16 protein-coding genes are annotated in these 18,446 nt (G+C 40.8%); 14 read left to right on the forward strand and 2 right to left on the reverse strand.

Going from position 1 to position 18,446, the window contains the following annotated elements:
* The first annotated feature begins 2 nt into the window (after positions 1-2).
* The 10 genes from AC55NX_RS05155 (at position 3) to wbaP (ending at position 12,694) form a co-directional block, all read left to right on the forward strand.
* The gene (locus AC55NX_RS05155; protein WP_496994765.1) at positions 3-1,169 is read left to right on the forward strand and encodes a glycosyltransferase family 9 protein; all 1,167 of its coding nucleotides are present in this window, start codon (positions 3-5) and stop codon (positions 1,167-1,169) included.
* 11 nt (positions 1,170-1,180) lie between these two features.
* On the forward strand, positions 1,181-2,299 hold the full coding sequence (gene gmd / locus AC55NX_RS05160; RefSeq protein WP_496994799.1) for a GDP-mannose 4,6-dehydratase: 1,119 nt from the start codon (positions 1,181-1,183) through the stop codon (positions 2,297-2,299).
* Between the two features lies 1 nt (position 2,300).
* Positions 2,301-3,275 carry a GDP-L-fucose synthase gene (gene fcl / locus AC55NX_RS05165; protein ID WP_496994766.1) on the forward strand — a complete coding sequence of 325 codons (975 nt, stop codon included), beginning with the start codon at positions 2,301-2,303 and terminating at the stop codon, positions 3,273-3,275.
* Positions 3,276-4,181: a glycosyltransferase family 2 protein gene (locus tag AC55NX_RS05170; protein WP_496994767.1), complete on the forward strand. Its 906-nt coding sequence runs from the start codon at positions 3,276-3,278 to the stop codon at positions 4,179-4,181. It abuts the gene before it with no gap.
* Between the two features lies 1 nt (position 4,182).
* Entirely contained in the window at positions 4,183-5,484 is a 1,302-nt protein-coding gene (locus tag AC55NX_RS05175) for a hypothetical protein (protein WP_496994768.1), read from the forward strand.
* Between the two features lie 138 nt (positions 5,485-5,622).
* Positions 5,623-6,576 (forward strand): glycosyltransferase family 4 protein, encoded by a 954-nt coding sequence (locus tag AC55NX_RS05180; RefSeq protein WP_496994769.1) that lies wholly within the window; start codon positions 5,623-5,625, stop codon positions 6,574-6,576.
* Positions 6,569-7,492 carry a glycosyltransferase family 2 protein gene (locus AC55NX_RS05185; protein ID WP_496994770.1) on the forward strand — a complete coding sequence of 308 codons (924 nt, stop codon included), beginning with the start codon at positions 6,569-6,571 and terminating at the stop codon, positions 7,490-7,492. The genes AC55NX_RS05180 and AC55NX_RS05185 overlap by 8 nt, the downstream gene beginning before the upstream one ends.
* Before the next feature lie 50 nt (positions 7,493-7,542).
* A complete protein-coding gene (locus AC55NX_RS05190; RefSeq protein ID WP_496994771.1) occupies positions 7,543-8,949 on the forward strand; it encodes a mannose-1-phosphate guanylyltransferase/mannose-6-phosphate isomerase in 1,407 nt (468 codons plus the stop codon).
* A complete protein-coding gene (gene cpsG / locus AC55NX_RS05195) occupies positions 8,949-10,316 on the forward strand; it encodes a phosphomannomutase CpsG (RefSeq protein ID WP_496994772.1) in 1,368 nt (455 codons plus the stop codon). Before AC55NX_RS05190 ends, cpsG begins: the two co-directional genes overlap by 1 nt.
* Positions 10,317-11,242: 926 nt before the next feature.
* On the forward strand, positions 11,243-12,694 hold the full coding sequence (wbaP, locus tag AC55NX_RS05200) for an undecaprenyl-phosphate galactose phosphotransferase WbaP (protein ID WP_496994773.1): 1,452 nt from the start codon (positions 11,243-11,245) through the stop codon (positions 12,692-12,694).
* A gap of 65 nt (positions 12,695-12,759) precedes the next feature.
* On the opposite strand, the gene AC55NX_RS05205 is transcribed toward wbaP, so the two are convergent.
* On the reverse strand, positions 12,760-13,347 hold the full coding sequence (locus tag AC55NX_RS05205; RefSeq protein WP_496994774.1) for a YjaG family protein: 588 nt from the start codon (positions 13,345-13,347) through the stop codon (positions 12,760-12,762).
* 253 nt (positions 13,348-13,600) lie between these two features.
* Between AC55NX_RS05205 and AC55NX_RS05210 the strand changes: the two genes are divergently transcribed.
* The 4 genes from AC55NX_RS05210 (at position 13,601) to AC55NX_RS05225 (ending at position 16,370) form a co-directional block, all read left to right on the forward strand.
* On the forward strand, positions 13,601-14,518 hold the full coding sequence (locus AC55NX_RS05210) for a D-2-hydroxyacid dehydrogenase (RefSeq protein WP_496994775.1): 918 nt from the start codon (positions 13,601-13,603) through the stop codon (positions 14,516-14,518).
* Positions 14,518-15,108 carry a uracil-DNA glycosylase family protein gene (locus AC55NX_RS05215; protein WP_496994776.1) on the forward strand — a complete coding sequence of 197 codons (591 nt, stop codon included), beginning with the start codon at positions 14,518-14,520 and terminating at the stop codon, positions 15,106-15,108. Before AC55NX_RS05210 ends, AC55NX_RS05215 begins: the two co-directional genes overlap by 1 nt.
* Before the next feature lie 237 nt (positions 15,109-15,345).
* Positions 15,346-15,618 carry a nucleoid-associated protein HU-alpha gene (hupA, locus tag AC55NX_RS05220; RefSeq protein WP_038178786.1) on the forward strand — a complete coding sequence of 91 codons (273 nt, stop codon included), beginning with the start codon at positions 15,346-15,348 and terminating at the stop codon, positions 15,616-15,618.
* A gap of 47 nt (positions 15,619-15,665) precedes the next feature.
* Positions 15,666-16,370: a DUF1481 domain-containing protein gene (locus AC55NX_RS05225; RefSeq protein WP_496994777.1), complete on the forward strand. Its 705-nt coding sequence runs from the start codon at positions 15,666-15,668 to the stop codon at positions 16,368-16,370.
* Between the two features lie 122 nt (positions 16,371-16,492).
* Here the strand turns inward: AC55NX_RS05225 and AC55NX_RS05230 are convergent, their stop codons facing one another.
* Complete coding sequence (locus AC55NX_RS05230; RefSeq protein ID WP_496994778.1) at positions 16,493-18,142, reverse strand: RICIN domain-containing protein; 1,650 nt, start codon at positions 18,140-18,142, stop codon at positions 16,493-16,495.
* Between the last annotated feature and the right edge of the window lie 304 nt (positions 18,143-18,446).

Raw genomic sequence — 18,446 nt, forward strand, 5'->3', positions numbered from 1 at the left:
GTATGATTAGATTAAAAAGGTGTAGTTTAAAAATATATTATTCTTTAGCTTTTTATATATCAAAACTGTATGTAGTAGTTAGTATTTGTTTTCTAAAAAAGAGCATACCCAAGAAAAATGTTCTGGTTGTTTTTAAGCCGGATGCTATGGGGGATTATGTACTATTAAGGAACTTTTTATATTACCTTGAAAAAATTAATTATAAAATAGTTTTAATTGGAAATGATTCTTGGATGGAAATTGCACAATATTGTGATTCTGTTTGTATTGACCAATTTTTTCCATTAAATCGTAAGAAGTTTATAAGAAATTTTTTATATAGAACCAAGATCTTATCTCAGTTAGGAATGTTGAATAATGTAGAGATGGTTTTGTATCCTTGCTATAGTAGAGAAGGATATCCCCTTGAAGACATCGTTAAAGCTATTCCGGCACCCAGCAAGATAGCGTGGTTTGGTGATCTCTTAAATCAGAATCAGAAATATCGTAAAAATAGTCAGTCATTGTATACCGAACTGTATCATGATGATGATATTGTTTTTGAATTTGAAAGAAATCGTCAGTTTTTTACTCGGTTTTTAGAAAGGGAACTCACACATGTACGGCCTTATCTAGATGCTCCAGTTGAGTCTTCTTTGACTTTACCTAAACGATATGCATTTATTTTTATTGGTGCTAGTGCGATATTTCGGCAGTGGTCGGTTGAAAAGTATGCTGAAGTGGCAAAATATATTTATCATAAATACGGATTTGAGATTATTTTGGGTGGCTCTCCTAACGACATTATTTTAGGGAAGCATTTAGAAAACCTATTATATACAACATGCCCGTGTGTCAACTATGTAGGAAAAACAACGCAGGTGGAATTGGTTGAACTCATTGCTCGTTCAACACTGATTTTATCGAATGAAACTGCCATTCCGCATATTGCTGTGTCTTTACAACATCCTAATATCTTCGTCGTTTCCAATGGAAATCATTATGGTCGCTTCACACCATACCCAAATTACTTATGTGACCGATATTTTGCAATCTATCCCCCAGAACTGGAGGAGATTAGCAATGAAAAGGAGAAGATTGCAAGATTTGGCCGTGGAAGCTTACTTGATATACAAAGAATTACGTCGCAGAGTGTCATTAAGAAAATCTCCGAATATATTAAACTATAAGATATTTTATGATGAAAAAAGCATTAATTACCGGTATTACCGGTCAGGATGGTTCTTATCTCGCAGAATTATTACTGAAAAAAGGATATGAAGTTCATGGTATTAAGAGACGTGCTTCATCATTTAATACGCAACGAATCGATCATTTATATCAAGATCCGCATGACGTGGATCCAAAACTGAAACTTCACTACGGTGATTTGACAGATAGCTCGAATTTAACTCGAATTCTAGAGCAAATTCGTCCCGATGAAGTCTACAATCTAGGCGCACAGTCTCATGTCGCAGTATCATTTGAGTCCCCAGAATATACTGCAGATGTTGATGCTATGGGAACATTACGTTTATTAGAAGCTATCCGTTTTCTTGGGCTGGAAAAAACAACGCGTTTCTATCAGGCTTCAACATCCGAGTTATATGGTTTAGTACAAGAAATTCCTCAAAGAGAAACGACTCCTTTCTATCCTCGTTCTCCTTACGCTGTGGCTAAACTGTATGCTTATTGGATTACCGTCAACTACCGGGAAAGCTACGGTATATACGCTTGTAATGGCATTTTATTTAATCACGAGTCTCCTCGGCGGGGTGAAACATTTGTTACCCGAAAAATCACACGAGGCCTTGCAAACATCGCTCAGGGATTAGAAACATGTCTGTATATGGGTAATATGGATGCTTTGCGCGACTGGGGCCATGCGAAAGATTATGTTGAAATGCAATGGTTGATGCTCCAACAGGAGCAGCCAGAAGATTTTGTGATTGCAACAGGCGTTCAATATTCTGTGCGTCAGTTTATTTCATGGAGTGCTGCTGAGCTTGGTATTGAACTTGAGTTTCAAGGTAATGGTGTGGAAGAGGTTGGAGTCATCAAATCCATTCAAGGTGATAAGGCTCCATCGGTTAAAGTTGGTGATGTTATTGTTCGTGTTGACCCTCGTTACTTCCGCCCTGCAGAGGTTGAAACATTGCTGGGTGATCCGAGTTATGCAAAACAGAAATTAGGTTGGGAGCCAACAACAACGGTTCAGGAAATGTGCTCAGAGATGATTGCTGAAGACCTAAAAATTGCTCAGCAACATGCGTTTATGAAAGCAAACGGATTTGAAGTCCCTGTTTCTCTGGAGAACTGAAATGACAAACTTAAATGCCCGGATCTTTGTAGCCGGCCACAATGGTATGGTTGGAAGTGCTATTGTTCGTCAATTACAGCGTCGAGGGTACCAACACATTGTGACTCGTTCTTCTAAAGAATTGGATCTAAGAAATCAGGCTCAAGTTGCTGCTTTTTTTGCCGAGCAGCAGATCGATGAAGTCTACCTTGCCGCGGCTAAAGTCGGTGGGATCCATGCGAATAACACATATCCTGCTGATTTTATTTACGATAATTTGATGATTGAAACGAATGTTATCCATCAAGCCTACGTGAGTGGTGTCAAGAAGCTGCTGTTTCTCGGTTCTTCCTGTATTTACCCGAAACTGGCAGAGCAGCCGATGCTCGAGTCAGAACTTTTGAATGGGTATCTTGAACCGACAAATGAGCCTTATGCAATTGCCAAAATTACCGGTATCAAATTGTGTGAGTCGTATAATCGTCAATATGGTGTGGATTATCGTAGTGTGATGCCAACCAATCTTTATGGCCCGGGAGATAATTATCATCCAGAGAACAGTCATGTTGTCCCTGCACTGATTCGTCGTATTCATAAAGCAAAACTATCTGGATTAGAAGAAGTCGTGATTTGGGGAACCGGAGCACCGAAGAGAGAGTTTTTACATGTCGATGATATGGCTGAGGCCTCTGTTTTTGTTATGAATCTGGATGATGCTGTTTATCAAGAAAATACCCAGCCAATGCTCAGTCATATTAATGTGGGAACCGGGCTGGATTGTACAATTCTGGAACTCGCTCAAACGATTGCAAAAGTTGTTGGGTTTCAGGGACAAATTACAACTGATCCGACCAAACCGGATGGAACGCCTCGTAAACTCATGAGTGTTGAACGTTTGAAAGCGCTGGGTTGGCAGGCTCAAATCGATCTTGAAAATGGTTTAAGCGATGCCTATCAATGGTTTGTTGAGCATCAGCAAGAGTTAAGAGGTATCTAGGTGTTACAGACTCGTATTGAAGGTGGGCGGGAGTTGACTGATGGCGTCAAGCAAGGGACTCCTGAACAGCCGCTGATTACTGTTATTACCTCAACGTTTAATGCCGCAAAGGACTTACATTGGACGATAGAGTCTATTCGGGCTCAGAATTATCCGAATATTCAGTGGATTATTGCCGACGGTGCATCAAAGGATGACACGGTTGAGATTCTTAAACAGAATGAAGATGTCATCGACTATTGGCTCAGTGAGCCGGATTCCGGAATCTACGATGCTTGGAATAAGGTGCTTCCTTATATCAAAGGTGAATGGGTTCAATTTTTAGGGGCGGGGGACGAATTAGCCGATAGTCATACAATTCATAGTGTTGTATCCGAATTGAAGCAACTCTCTGAGTCATATGATTTAGTTTATGGAAAACTTATGTTGATCTCGCCCACGAAACGTATAGAACTTGAAGAAATTGATCGGCCTTGGAAGGAGATTAAAGGGCAATGGGATGGTTTTAGACCTAAGCTTCCGATGCATCCGGAGGTTTTTCACCGAAGAACGATTTTTGACCAAGAAAACTGCTTTGGTATTGGATATAAAATTGCTGGTGACAGTTATCTTCTTTTAAGCAATATTCAAAAAAAAGAACCGTTATATATCCCCCTGAAAATTGTGAGAATGCAGAACGGTGGGATTTCAACAAATATTGCCCACCTGAGAAAAGCTCTTTTTGAATCTAAGAGAATCTGTAAAGAATTAGGTATTAAGATACCTTTTTACGTGAATATGAGTGTGTATTTTAGAATAATTTTTAAGCTGTTTATTTTTAATGTGTTAGGGGCTCGATTTTATCATGAGATAGCTAATTTTTATAGAAAAATAGTAGGTAGAGGGAAAGTATGGGGTATAGATTAATATGAGAATTCTAGCATTGGTCGAGCAGTATGATATTTTAACTCTCGTACTGTTAGTTATAGTCGCTAATTTTTTATCATCATTAGTCTTATATTTGTTTTTTAAACGTTTTGTGTTAAATAAATATGATCCATTTTATATTACTCTCTTTTTGGTTTTATCTCCAGCGACAGCTGGTTATCTGTTGACTATATTTCTATTTAATATAACAATTTCATCTTTGATTATTCTTTTTTTCCTTGTTTCGTTCTTGTTTGTTGTTTTTTTATTTCCTATAAAAAATATATCTTTACAAGATCATGTCCCTAAAGATTTTCAATTAATATTACTGATAATGTCTATATTGATATTAATTCTGGATATCGTTTTCAACATGATTCTACCTGGAAAAATTCCACTACTCTCATCCTCTGGTGTTGCTGGTCGATTTGATGCTACTGAAAACAGCCGATTATTAACATGGTTATCAATGTCGATCAGTAGTCTTCCTATTTTTATATTCTCTTTCTCTCGGTTTTCCTCTATTCGGAAGGTCGCTCTTATTGCTATTGCTATATCGATGTTGAAGAATATTTTATTTGCTTCTAAGAGTGTATTGATCTTACCAGCTATATTGATATTGTTAGTAATCTGTGTTTCTAAAGCTCAAGGAAATCATTATAGATATACTAAGTATAAGCGATATCTATTATTTACATTGGTGGCAATAATATTTATATCACCAGTCTATTTCTATATGATAGGCTTTAGCTCTAGTAGCACATCCAGTAATATTGTGCTATTTAGAATAGCCTATCGACTGTTCTATGGATTCGACCAACTAATTCCTGCGTCGTTTTTGAATCTTGCTAGTAACCCACTGCCTGATAGCAATAGTGTTAACATGAATTTATTGGAATACCAGCTACTTCCCTTTGTAAAAACTATATTTAACCTTGATATAAAATTCTCTAGTATTGGACAGTATATTGTCTATGTAATCAATGGTGATTATATAGATAAAGCCTATACATTTCCGAATTCAAATTTAATATTAGAAACAATTATGACAAGTGGTTATATATTAGGTTATGTATTCTTTGTTATAGAATTGGTAATTGTTTTCTATTTGAGAAATCTACTTTTTTCTAAACCAATATCATCCTTAAGTCTGGGGATTGTTTTTTGTCTAATTAATAACCCTATCGGTATCTTTATGTCAGGACAAGAATGGATTAACAAACTAGTGATATCTATTTTTGTGGTGTTCTTTTGCTATTTTATTTACTGGTTTTTAAGAGAGGCGTCAAAAAAGCAAACGTAGCTCAGTAATGAATAAGTTTCATATGTTGTTAAGGATGGGCTGAATTTTATTCTGTATTTTAAAGGGGTGTTTTAATTAATGATTGTTATCAATTGTCGGAATGTTAAGAATCATATAACTGGCGTTCAAAGATATACATTGAATATATTGGATTATATAAAAAAAAACAATTCAAATCATAAATGTATTATGCCGGGAGAGCTATTTTCTGGCTCAAGGGGGCAATTATGGGAGCAAATGTATCTTCCTTTAAAATTAAATAAAAGTGATATCTTGTGGTCTCCCAGTAATGTTGGTCCTATCATGATAACCAATCAAGTGGTCACAATACATGATGTCGTTCCTTTTGACCATCCTGAATGGTTGAGTAATAACTTTGTCACATGGTATAAATTTATTCAACCAATTTTAGTGAAGAAAGTAAAAAAGATAATCACTATTTCAAATTTTTCTAAGGAAAGAATTATTGATGTATTTGGTGTAAGAGAAGATAAAGTGGAAGTTGTTTATAATGGGGTCAGCCAATTGTCAAATGATTCTCCTTTACCGTTATCTAAACTAAATATTCCATATGAAAAATATATATTGTCTGTTGGTTCACTGGAGCCAAGAAAAAATCTTCTATCTCTTATTGAAGCATGGGGGCGTATAAAAAATATTTACCCTGATGTAGGACTGGTTATTGTTGGAGCAAAGGGAGTTTCTCGGATATTTAAAGATTCGAATATATCTAATCTCATTAATGAACGTGTTATGTTTACAGGACACTTAACTGATCAAGAATTGCATTCTTTATATTCTTATGCATCATGTTTTTGTTATCCATCTTTCTATGAAGGATTTGGGTTACCACCTTTAGAAGCGATGTTGTATAAAATTCCAGTGATCACTAGTTCGACAACTGCAATGAAAGAACTATGTGAGAATAGAGCAATTTTGATAGAGCCAAAATCTATAGAGGATATTGCCCAAGGGATGAGAGTAGCCTTAGATAATGATCATTCTTTAATGACTGATGCATCTTACCAATTTGCAAGTCAACTGACGTGGGATAAAAGTGCAGAAAATACCCTAAAGGTGCTGAATGACTAAAGTTTCTATATTTGTTCCAACATATAATGCAGGAAAATTGTGGTCTGACTGGATCTATAAATATCATCAATATGCTGTATCCAGATCGATCCGGCTTTTTTGTATCGATTCATCATCTACTGACCAAACAAGAGAGTTGATAAAGCATACGGTATGTCAATTAGTTGAAATAAAAAAAGAAAATTTTAATCATGGAGGGACTAGAAATCTATCACTAGATTTATCTGATGATGATATCTTTGTGTTTATGACGCAAGATGCATTGCTGGCCTCAGAGGAATCTATTCCGGAAATGATTAAACCGTTTGCAGATAGTTCGGTTGCTGCAGTTTGTGGACGACAGCTCCCTCACGATGATGCGAATCCTATTGCACGGCACCTCCGTTTATTTAATTATCCTGAGGAAAACAGAGTATTATCTAAAAAAGATATCGAGAAATATGGTCTTAAGACTGTGTTTTTATCTAATTCTTTTGCTGCATATCGAGTTTCGGTATTGAAGTCACTGGGCGGTTTTCCTGATGATGTTATTTTTGGCGAAGATATGTATCTGGCCGCCAAAATGGTATTAGCCGGACATAAAATTGCCTATGCAAAAAAAGCTTGTGTGAAACATTCTCATAACTATACGTTGATGCAAGAGTTAAAACGGTACTTTGATATTGGTGTATATCATGCTAGTGAATCCTGGATTCAGCAAGAATTTGGTGGGGCCGGTGGCGAAGGAAAACGCTTTATTATCTCCGAACTGAAGTATCTGTTGAAGCATGCTCCACTTTGGATCCCTAGAGCTTGTATTACGAATCTATGCAAAATCATTGGTTATAAATTAGGAAAGAATTATAAGAGCGTTCCTCATTCACTGAGATTGAAGCTGAGTATGCACAAAGCTTATTGGTCACAGAAACGACGTTAGCAGTTTTCTGCTAATTAGCTCTGAACTATTTTTGAAAAGGTTATAAATAGATGATCCTTCCTGTCATTATGTGCGGTGGGTCGGGGAGTAGACTCTGGCCGCTCTCTCGGACGGCTTACCCAAAACAATTCCTGTCACTCGTATCTGAACAGACCATGTTGCAAGATACAGTGCATCGTCTGGATACCCTCGCTAAGCAAGACCCATTATTTATCTGCAATGAAGAGCACCGTTTTATCGTTGCCGAGCAATTGCGCCGTTGTGAGATGTCACATAGTGGGATCATATTGGAACCCGTAGGGCGAAACACGGCTCCCGCTATTGCACTCGCTGCATTGAAAGCTCTGCAAAACGGAGATGACCCACTGTTGTTAGTGCTTGCTGCGGATCATGTGATTCAGGATGCAAAGCGTTTTGTTAGTGCTGTTGAGTTAGCTGTACCACTGGCAGAACAAGGGAAATTGGTGACTTTCGGTATTGTGCCGACAGAACCTCATACCGGCTATGGTTATATCCTACAGGGGGAACCTCTGCCGAATGCTGGTTTTGAAGTGGCAAAGTTTATCGAAAAACCCGATTTATCAACCGCTGAACACTATCTGCAAGTCGGTGGTTATTTGTGGAACAGTGGCATGTTCTTGTTTAAATCATCGCGTTATATCGAAGAATTACGTCGTTTCCGGCCGGATATTTTAACGGCTTGTGAAACGGCTTTAACGCAAAGTCGTCTTGATTTGGATTTCATTCGGATCAATACAGATGCATTTACGAATTGTCCGGAAGAATCGATTGATTACGCGGTGATGGAAAATACGCAGAGTGCCGCCGTGATACCGATGGATGCCGGTTGGAGTGATGTGGGGAGCTGGTCATCGCTCTGGGAAGTGAATCACAAGGATCAGGATGGCAATGCGTTGCGTGGTGATGTCCTGACTGAACAGACAAGTAATAGTTATATCTACTCTGAAGATCGATTGGTCGCTGCCGTCGGTATGGATGGGGTGATTATTGTCGAGACCAAAGATGCGGTTCTGGTTGCCAATAAAGAGAAGGTTCAACAGGTGAAACAGATTGTCGAGCAGTTGAAAAATACTGACCGTTGCGAGCATTTGCGCCATCGGGAAGTGTTTCGTCCATGGGGATCCCATGATGAGATTGCTGAAGGTGAGCGCTATCTGGTCAAAAAAGTGATTGTGAAGCCGGGTCAACGTACCGCAACACAGATTCATTATCACCGGGCGGAGCATTGGATCGTCGTCTCTGGAACTGCCAGAGTATACAACGGTGATAAAAACTATCTTGTCAGTGAAAATGAATCAACCTACATTCCGATTGGCGCGCCACATGCGTTTGAAAACCCGGGTAAAGTTCCTTTAGAAATCATTGAGGTTCGCAGTGGTAGTTATTTAGCAGAGGATGACATTATTCGTTTAGATTCAGATGGAGTTGGATATTAATGCAGTCACTCAGTTGTTTTAAAGCTTATGATATTCGAGGACAGTTGGGTGATGAGCTGAATGAAGATATCGCTTATCGGATAGGCCGGGCTTATGCCGAATATTTTCATCCTCAATCTATGGTCGTTGGCGGTGATGTCCGTTTGAGTTCTGAATCACTGAAAATAGCCTTGGCAAATGGCCTGCAAGATGGTGGTGTGGATGTGATCGACATTGGTATGACCGGAACCGAGGAAATCTACTTCGCAGCTCAGTCACTGCCGGTTGACGGTGGTATTGAAGTGACGGCCAGTCATAACCCGATGGATTACAACGGGATGAAACTTGTTCGTGAGGGAGCCAGACCGATTAGCGGTGATAGCGGATTAAGAGAAATCCAGCAGTTGGCGGAACGGAATGAGTTTTCTCCGGTAGAAAACCGAGGCACTTATCGCAAACAAGATCACTTGTCTGTTTATGTTGATCATCTGATGAGTTATGTCACACCTGAAAACTTTCGACCGCTGAAGCTGGTGGTCAATTCTGGTAACGGTGCTGCCGGGCATGTGATTGACGAAATTGAGCGGCGATTTCAGGCTTTAAATATTCCGGTGACTTTTGTCAAAGTCCATCATGAAGCAGATGGTAACTTTCCGAATGGGATCCCGAACCCTCTCTTGCCTGAATGCCGGGAGGATACATCAAGAGCTGTGATTGAGCATCAGGCTGATTTTGGGATTGCATGGGATGGGGATTTTGACCGCTGTTTCCTGTTTGATGAAACGGGGACATTCATCGAAGGATATTATATTGTCGGTTTGCTGGCTGAAGCATTTTTGCAGAAGCAGCCCGGTAGTAAAATTATTCATGACCCTCGTTTGTCTTGGAATACCATTGATGTCGTGCAGCGTGCTGGGGGAATTCCGGTGCTGTCTAAAACTGGTCATGCTTTCATTAAAGAGCGGATGCGTAGCGAAGATGCTATCTATGGCGGGGAGATGAGTGCTCATCACTATTTTAAGACTTTTGCCTATTGTGATAGCGGTATGATCCCATGGCTGTTAGTTTCAGAGCTCCTCTGTCTGAAAGGACTGACGCTCTCGCAAACCGTTCAGGAACGGATTCAGGCTTACCCTTCTTCCGGTGAAATCAATGCTAAGCTGAGCGAACCGGTACTGGCAATAGCCCATGTCAGAGCCGCATTTGAAAACGACGCACTTTCAATCGATGAGACGGATGGTATTAGTCTGGAGTTCTCTGACTGGCGATTTAATTTGAGATCCTCGAATACGGAACCTGTGGTTCGGTTGAATGTTGAAGCTCGGGCAAATCCGGAACTCATGAAAGCGAAGACAGAAGAAATATTGATGTTGTTAAATTGTTCATAATAGTATTGCTACAGGGTTAGACTGGAATTTTTGATTTTATCGTTTAGTAAAAGTGAGATTAAATTCCATGGATGAAATGATAAGCAAAAATAGCCTAAATTAGTATTATTTACTGTATTATAATAAATGAAAAATTATAGCTTAGCCTATCTCATAGTTAGATAGACTTCTTGAAAATATATCATAAATCATGAGGTTAACCCTGAAAACTATATGGGTTTTAATTAGTCATGGAAGTAATGTCAATACATTGGGGATGATTGAAGAATAATCCTATATAAATGAAAAATTAAAAGCAGTTAAATTATCTAAGCATCCTTTGAAGTCTTTAGGAAAGTCTATTTACTATTCTTTGGGGAATAATCATTCGACTAACGACTTGATATCAAGAAATATTTATCATTTGCCAATGGATTTTTACGTATATGAAAAACGCTAGTAAATATTAGCGATAATTCAATTTCATTATTTCACCTAGCATCACCGATCAAACTCAGTTATGACTGGATACCCAAAGGATCAATATCATTGGTCGCTGTACCCGCCTGAATCTTGTTAGAACGTTATTCTTTGAAGAGTTTGAGTCACTGTTGATAAAAAGCCAGTGGAAAGTGATGAATGAATAGTCTAGAAATAATATATTCTTTGAAAAAATAGTAATCAAGAATGTCTTTGATGTTTACCTGAGCTACAGTTTAATTAGTGTCTCGAATCACTGAATATTTTGAATTACTCAAGACTGTATCTTCAAGTTGATTGGAGGTAAGACGATGCTTACGAAGATTAGTCTCCTTGCTTATGTTTGATTGTTATCACAAAAAATGGATGTTTTTTGGAGTAGCGGGTAACAAGCGGAAAAATAGAATCGGTCATTTTGTGCATATCTCGTTGTTATGCACACCTTTAAAAGGTTTACCAAGTTAATTATGGAACAATTCACACTTTCAGATGAAAAGCTGTTAGAAATGAGAGCCCACTTTTCGCAGAAAATCAATAAAATGACTTTGATTTTATTTGATTTTCTTGCCTTCGGGGGTGCTATATTATTTTCTCATATACTTGTTTTTGAAGGACAAAATGTAGATTTAGTGCTTTCATTGTTTAGTTTGCAAGCCATTACGTTTTTGTTTTCCGCTGCTATTTCTGTTTTGTGGTTTTGGGGTAATAAACGTCACTACAGTTACCGAAAGCCATTCTGGGATGAACTCAGGGAGATATTGTCTACGCTCTCTTTTATGGCGTTGGTTTCCATTGCTGTCAATGCGATTTTTAGTCGCGAGTATTCAGTAACACTTTGGGTAGCAGAATGGGCTTTTACGATAGTTTTTATCCCAGTATTCCGTAATCTTGCTAAGATCTTGTTGAATAAAGTTAATGTCTGGAAAATGCCTTGCGTGATTATCGGTGATGCTGAAAATGCGAGAGGTGTGTTCTTAGCAATAGAAAGTGAACCCTCAACTGGGTTTGAGGTTCTTGCTGTAGTTGAGCCCTCAGGGGAAGCCAGTTCTGATAAGGTTTTTGGAATTTCTTACATTAGCAGAGCTGATTTTTTCCAGAGTTCGAATGAATTTCATAAAGTATTTATTGCACTGGAAAAAGACCAAAGCGGGTTGAGAGAGTGCTGGATTCGTGAATTGTATAAAAGAGGTATTCGTGATATTTCCATCGTACCAGCACTGCGTGGTATTCCCCTCTATGGTACGGATATCTCTCATTTCTTTAGCCATGAAGTGATGATGTTGCGGTTAAAAAATAATCTTCCTCGTAAGTCTTCACGCTTTATTAAACGTTTATTCGATATTGTGTGTTCTGCAACATTACTGGTATTGCTTGCGCCATTTTTCTTATTTATTGCTTGGCGTGTCTCACGTGACGGTGGTTCAGTGACTTATGGGCATGAGCGTATCGGTCTCGACGGGAAAAAATTCAACTGTCTGAAATTCCGTTCTATGGTGATGAATTCTCAAGAGGTATTGGATGAACTTTTGGCAACGGATCCGGAGGCTAAAGCTGAATGGGAGCAATGGTTTAAATTGAAAAACGATCCGCGGATTACTTCGATTGGCCGCTTCTTGCGTGAAACAAGTCTGGATGAATTACCACAGCTGTGGAATGTGTTAAAAGGTGAAATGAGTCTGGTCGGCCCAAGACCGGTTGTTGAAGAAGAGTTGGAACGCTATGGGGATGATGTGGACTACTACCTGTGCGCGAAGCCGGGTATTTCAGGGCTTTGGCAAGTCAGCGGCCGTAGTGACATTGATTATAGCACCCGTGTTTATCTGGACTGTTGGTATGTTAAAAACTGGTCGCTTTGGAATGATATCGTGATCTTATTTAAGACCGTGAATGTAGTTCTTCGGCGCAATGGTGCTTACTAGCTTACTAATGGTGCCGACGAACCGACGACAAAACCTCTCAGCCGATCAAATATGGGGGATGGTTGCTACAGACCCACCCCGATATTTGATACCCGCTCTTCTCTCAGCTCATCTCTGAGGGATTTTATCAGCTCAATATCCCGCTCTTCGGCTTCTTTCAGTGCTCTGAAAATGGCCCACTGCACATCCCACTCTGTACAAACCGCTTCATTTTGTTTTTGATTTTCGTTGGTAATGGCCGAATCCGTTTGCGCTTCTTCCAGTTGGACGACTGTATTGACAGAAATGGTACTGACCTGTTGGAGCGCTTCCGTAAGTTGTTCTCTATCCAACAGACCGTGCAGGAGCGTTGCCAGTGCCTCACAGGCATCGATTGCCGGATAAATCGCATAAATATCGAATGATTCCTGAGATGGAATCAGTTCTTCCAGTTTTTCGAGTTGACGCTCGAAGTCTATCTTGGCACTTTTGACTGTCAGCAACTCCCATACCGTATCTAAAATCTGTCGATATGTCGCATGAGAAGCAAACGCGGTATGTTCGCAAAACATCGCATAGTTGGGGTACATTCGTTCACACAGGCAAGCCATAAACGCAATTTGTTGCCAAGGGATAAGCTTCTGAAGACGTAGCTGAACTGGGTTTTGTAGCATGTTGACTGGTGCTCCGAAATAAGACTTCGGCAGTGTACTTGATAATGTATGTGCAGGCTAGCCTGACATACTTCACTCTCCTTCAAACTGTAACCCTCCCTACCAACGCCGCGATATACCTTAAGGATCAGTGTTTGAACGTCGTGACTGTTGTTCGATACCTCTTTTTTCGGTACTGAGGATATTTCTGAGAGTCGTCAGACTCAATCATGTATGATGAATCACTCTGAAATCATCACAGGTAGACGAGCGCATGATACATTCTCTTTATCTGCTCACCGGACAGGATGAGACATACCGGACTCTGATTGAAGGACACCAAATACCAGAGCTACGGTTCACACAACAGCGACAGGAAGCGACAATTGTTCTGGCTGCCCCACCGCTGGCCGCCAAAGTGATTGATGACTTTCCTGCGCTGCGCTGGTTACAGTCAACATTTGCGGGCGTTGATTCGCTTATTCAATCCGGCGGACGGCAGGACTACCAACTGACGAATGTGAAAGGGATTTTTGGTCAGGCCATTGCTGAATATGTACTTGGTTATATGATCGCACACTATCGACATTTTAACCGCTATCGGCAGCAGCAACAGCAGCAGTCTTGGTTGCCGCATCCGTATGAACGGTTGACCGGAAAGACGATGGTGGTTCTCGGTACCGGTAATATTGCGACCTTTCTCGCTCAGGCTGCCCGTCATATGGGGCTGATTGTGATTGGGGTTAATCGAACAGGTCAGTTCCCCGAACTCGGCCCGTTCGATGATGTATATGCAATACGTGATATTGAAAAAGCGTTAGCGATGGCTGATGCGGTGGTCAATACGTTACCGAATACTCCGGCGACGGAATCATTGCTCGATCTTGATATGCTGAACAACTGTCGTCAGGCGTTATTATTCAATGTCGGGCGTGGTCTTACGCTGAAAGAGGCAGATTTAATTGCAGCGATAGAAGCCGGTGCGATACAACATGCATTTCTGGATGTTTTTGTGACGGAACCGCTTCATGCGTCCCATCCATTTTGGTTACATCCACAAATCACCTTGACACCTCATATTGCAGCAATCAGTTTCCCTGAACAGATTGTCGATATTTTTATCAACAATCTGCGGTTATGGATACAAGATAAACCATTAAATTATGTCATTGATTTTAATAAAGGTTACTGATGAGTGAAGGTGACGGACTAGATATCGTGTTACGACAAATCAGTCAGTGTCGGCTTTGTGAACCGGATTTACCCCTGGGAGCGAATCCTGTGATTCGTGCACATCGCGATGCCCGGATTCTCATTGTCGGACAAGCGCCCGGTATTCGGGTTCATCAGACATCTATTCCGTGGAATGATCCAAGCGGAGACAGACTCAGAACTTGGCTGAATATTGATCGGGATACTTTTTATGATGAGCGGCAAATCGCCATTATGCCGATGGGACTGTGCTATCCGGGCAAGGGGCGCTCCGGTGATTTACCACCACGAAAGGAATGTGCGCCACTGTGGCATCAGCGTGTTTTGGATCAGTTACCCAACATTGCGCTGACATTATTAATTGGTCAGTATGCCCAGAACTATTACTTGCCGAATAAACCCAAAACACTGACTGACACGGTACGAAACTGGTCTCATTGGCTCCCGGACGCTGTACCGTTACCACACCCTTCGCCGAGGAATACGTTATGGTTGAAAAAACATCCATGGTTTGAAAGTGATGTGGTCCCTTTTATAAGAGACAAGGTTCATCAGCTGCTGGCAAAGTGAGCTGATTTGCCGACTGAGATATCGGAGCAAACAGTTGTCAGACCTGAACTGTCGGGCTTGTTGTGCAGATTTTAGCGGTAAAATATCAGCGCCAAACCATGAAAATTGTGAGTTGTTGCTCAGTTTGTAGCTAAATTTTCATCAAATAAGCAAAAGAACATCGACAAACCTTTGCCAGACGGGGGCTTTATGCTTTAGAGTTGATGAGGTTTGATAACATATTAGAAGGGAAACCGAATGAACAAGACCCAATTAATCGACTTTATTGCAGAAAAAGCAGATCTCTCTAAGGCGCAAGCAAAGTCTGCTCTAGAAGCGACTCTAGGTGCAGTTGAAGAGGCACTCAAATCAGGTGACCAAGTTCAACTAATTGGTTTTGGTACATTTAAAGTCAATCATCGTGCTGCACGTACTGGACGTAATCCAAAAACTGGTGCTGAAATCCAAATTGCTGCGGCAAACGTTCCTGCATTCGTTGCTGGAAAAGCACTGAAAGAATCAGTAAATTAATTTATACTCTACGCCAAGGCAGTTTTGTGTTCTTGGCGTAGTTTTTTATGAAAAAGTTTTTTATTTCCTGTCTCCTTTCCGGGCTAATGCTCGGCTGTTCCTCCTCTCAGCAATCGACATCTGTGCCATTAGAAACCTATTCCGGTGGTGAACGAATGGGCGATGCAACGAGCCTGTATTGGTATACTGAAGAATCTAACCACCCTTATGCCGCCGATGACTACATTCAGTCTCGCCATGATGGTTGGTATCGAACCAGCTACCGTTGGGAAAATAGTGTTTTAAAAGAATTGGTTCGTGAAGGTGAACAGGCCTCCGGTGCCGCAGGAAAACAAGAAATGGTGCCCTTTCAGGTGCATGTCCGTTTTGATAAAAACGGTGATGCGGTTTATCAGCAGTATCGGGTCAATTATAAAGTCTTCCCGTTAACTTCAGAAACACTAGAACATTATAAATCTCAAGCTGAGGCGATTGTTGATACGGTCAAAAAACAGGACAAACAAGATCAAATGCTCATTCAGGGTGTTTGGGATGGTGAGACGTTTGAGACTTGTAGCGGGCAGGAATATGAGAAAGTCGAGTTTAATAAGACGCTCCCTAGCTTCGTGATTCAACGGCTTTCCAGTCTGGATAATTATATGGCTTTTCTGGGGAAAATCAGAAATGGTCGGGTCTATATTCAAGAGTTACTCATGCTTGCTGACGATGAACATGAGTGTATCTCCCGCCCGAATCTGATTGAAAAACCTTAGGTGTTTGGCAGATTCGTTGCGGACAACTGAATGCTGCACATCAGTTGAAGTCCTACCTCTCCTTCCGTTCAAATCAAGCAGACGGATTTATCCCGCCTGCTTGACCTATGATACGCGCTTACTTAATTGATGTTGCCTTGTGGGCCGAAGTTGAAGCTACGGACCGTTGCTGTACTCACTGGTTTTGTTGCCTGAAGGCCTGCACTCCAGCCGCCATTTGAGTTTACGGCATTCATCACATTACCGTTGACGGCAAAGTTGTGTTGTCCGTTTTCATCGTAGTTTTCAACACAAGCGCGACCGAGCACATTGAAACAGCTCGAATTAGCCTGCCCAAGCGTTGAGCTGAGCGGCGCGAAGAGTGTACCTGATTTCACTGAACTAATCGGAGAAAAATTATTGCCGCGAGTGTAATAGTTTCCTTCCATAACCAGATAGGTATCGACGCCCTGTAGTCCGCCACCATAGTTGCCGTCAAAGTAATTATTCACCATATGCACAATTCCACCGTCCACTTTTGGTGCTCTTCCGGATGAATTTCGGATGCGGTTGTTTGCCATGGTAATACTTTGGTTTTCAGCAATAAGCAGCATGGTCCAGTAATGCTTGGCGTTACAGTAGTGTCCATAATCGGTTGTGCCGTCAAAGTAATTATTTGAGACGGTCATCTGTTTGGCGGTTCCCCATCCGGTCACCAGCATCTGACGTCCGATGCGAGCAATATAGTTATGATCGATCCAGATACGGCTGGCATTATCGACCGAAATCGCATCTCCGCCCCAGACAAGCCCATCATTGATATCTGTGATTGATAAGTTACGGATGATAATGTTAGAGACTCCATCCCGGAGATAAAACCCTTTGCCTTTAATTCCTGAGTGAGCGCCGATCCCGATAATTGTTTTGTTTGAACCGACACGCATTGGTTCTGGACCGGCAGCATCGTAGGTAATGTTATAGGTACTACGGCCATCACAGTAGCCTAAACGGTCGAGAATTTTTTCTTGTTTGCCGTTATAACTACAGTTATTTTCAGAATAGGTACAGCCTGCTGATGTCGTTCTGTTCCCTCGAAAATCAATGATTCCGTTCACTCGAATGATTCTGGGGGTATTGTCACTGATCGCGTTTTCAAGCTGGCTTGGTGTCGAGACCGTCACATCTTGGCCACCGGCACCACCTGTTGTGCCAGCGGCGAAACCAAATGGTGTATTGGTGGTATTGGTTGAGCTGGAAGACGATGAGGATGAAGGAAATGTCCAGCGTTGATTATCAGCCCCGGTCCATGTGTATTGGACGACTCGCGAACCATTTTCCTTACGTGCGCCATAGACGTCGACTGCCAGTCCGTTGTATTTAGAAATAATTGCATATTGGCCATCGCCTTGGTCACTGATATTCCAAGCCTGATTCTCGGCACCGCTACAGCCCCACTGTTGCAAGTTGATTCCGGGTTCGGCTGACTTATTGGTGACATCAATACACTGGTCACTGCCCATGTTTTTGAGGGTGGCCCAGTTCGATGCATCAAGGTTGACTTGCCATTTTTGGTAGTCGGACCCACTACAATTCTGAATCTGTAATTGAGCACCGGAGCTGTTCGATGAACCACTGACGCCTAAACATAAGCCAGAGTTCACATCAATAATTGGTGAAATTGTCCCGTTAGGAACCGTTGCTGCAATTGCTGATTGAGGTAACCCGAGAGGTAATAAGGTTGTAAAAACTAGTCCTACAAGGTGAGAACCGATGGTTTTAGTATGTTGCATCATTCTGAAATCCTTCTCTTTGTTTATATCGATTGAGTATATCGATTGAGCCAATCCATCAAACCACAAATTAAGATGAATACTTCTGGTTGAAAGCCCACAAAATAGTCACCGATGTGGATAGGTGATGAGCTGTTGAGGCATAAATATGAATCGTGTAGTGTCTAGAAAATAATCGACACTGTGATCAAAAAGTAGTCATAAATACTTGAAAAACAGTCGGATGATTCAAGGTGTGAATTAACATAGAAAATAGTGACTTTATTTTTATAGAATTATTTTTATAACATTATGTTTTATTTTTTTT

It is taken from the genome of Vibrio rubrogenes (assembly GCF_059641415.1).

Coding starts and splice junctions, on each gene's coding strand:
- AC55NX_RS05175 (WP_496994768.1), top strand. CDS start 4,183: ATGAGAATTCTAGCATTGGTCGAGCAGTATGATATTTTAACTCTCGTA.
- AC55NX_RS05225 (WP_496994777.1), top strand. CDS start 15,666: ATGAAAAAGTTTTTTATTTCCTGTCTCCTTTCCGGGCTAATGCTCGGC.
- fcl (WP_496994766.1), top strand. CDS start 2,301: ATGACAAACTTAAATGCCCGGATCTTTGTAGCCGGCCACAATGGTATG.
- AC55NX_RS05155 (WP_496994765.1), top strand. CDS start 3: ATGATTAGATTAAAAAGGTGTAGTTTAAAAATATATTATTCTTTAGCT.
- AC55NX_RS05190 (WP_496994771.1), top strand. CDS start 7,543: ATGATCCTTCCTGTCATTATGTGCGGTGGGTCGGGGAGTAGACTCTGG.
- AC55NX_RS05230 (WP_496994778.1), bottom strand. CDS start 18,142: ATGATGCAACATACTAAAACCATCGGTTCTCACCTTGTAGGACTAGTT.
- wbaP (WP_496994773.1), top strand. CDS start 11,243: ATGGAACAATTCACACTTTCAGATGAAAAGCTGTTAGAAATGAGAGCC.
- hupA (WP_038178786.1), top strand. CDS start 15,346: ATGAACAAGACCCAATTAATCGACTTTATTGCAGAAAAAGCAGATCTC.
- AC55NX_RS05210 (WP_496994775.1), top strand. CDS start 13,601: ATGATACATTCTCTTTATCTGCTCACCGGACAGGATGAGACATACCGG.
- AC55NX_RS05215 (WP_496994776.1), top strand. CDS start 14,518: ATGAGTGAAGGTGACGGACTAGATATCGTGTTACGACAAATCAGTCAG.
- cpsG (WP_496994772.1), top strand. CDS start 8,949: ATGCAGTCACTCAGTTGTTTTAAAGCTTATGATATTCGAGGACAGTTG.
- AC55NX_RS05205 (WP_496994774.1), bottom strand. CDS start 13,347: ATGCTACAAAACCCAGTTCAGCTACGTCTTCAGAAGCTTATCCCTTGG.
- AC55NX_RS05185 (WP_496994770.1), top strand. CDS start 6,569: ATGACTAAAGTTTCTATATTTGTTCCAACATATAATGCAGGAAAATTG.
- gmd (WP_496994799.1), top strand. CDS start 1,181: ATGAAAAAAGCATTAATTACCGGTATTACCGGTCAGGATGGTTCTTAT.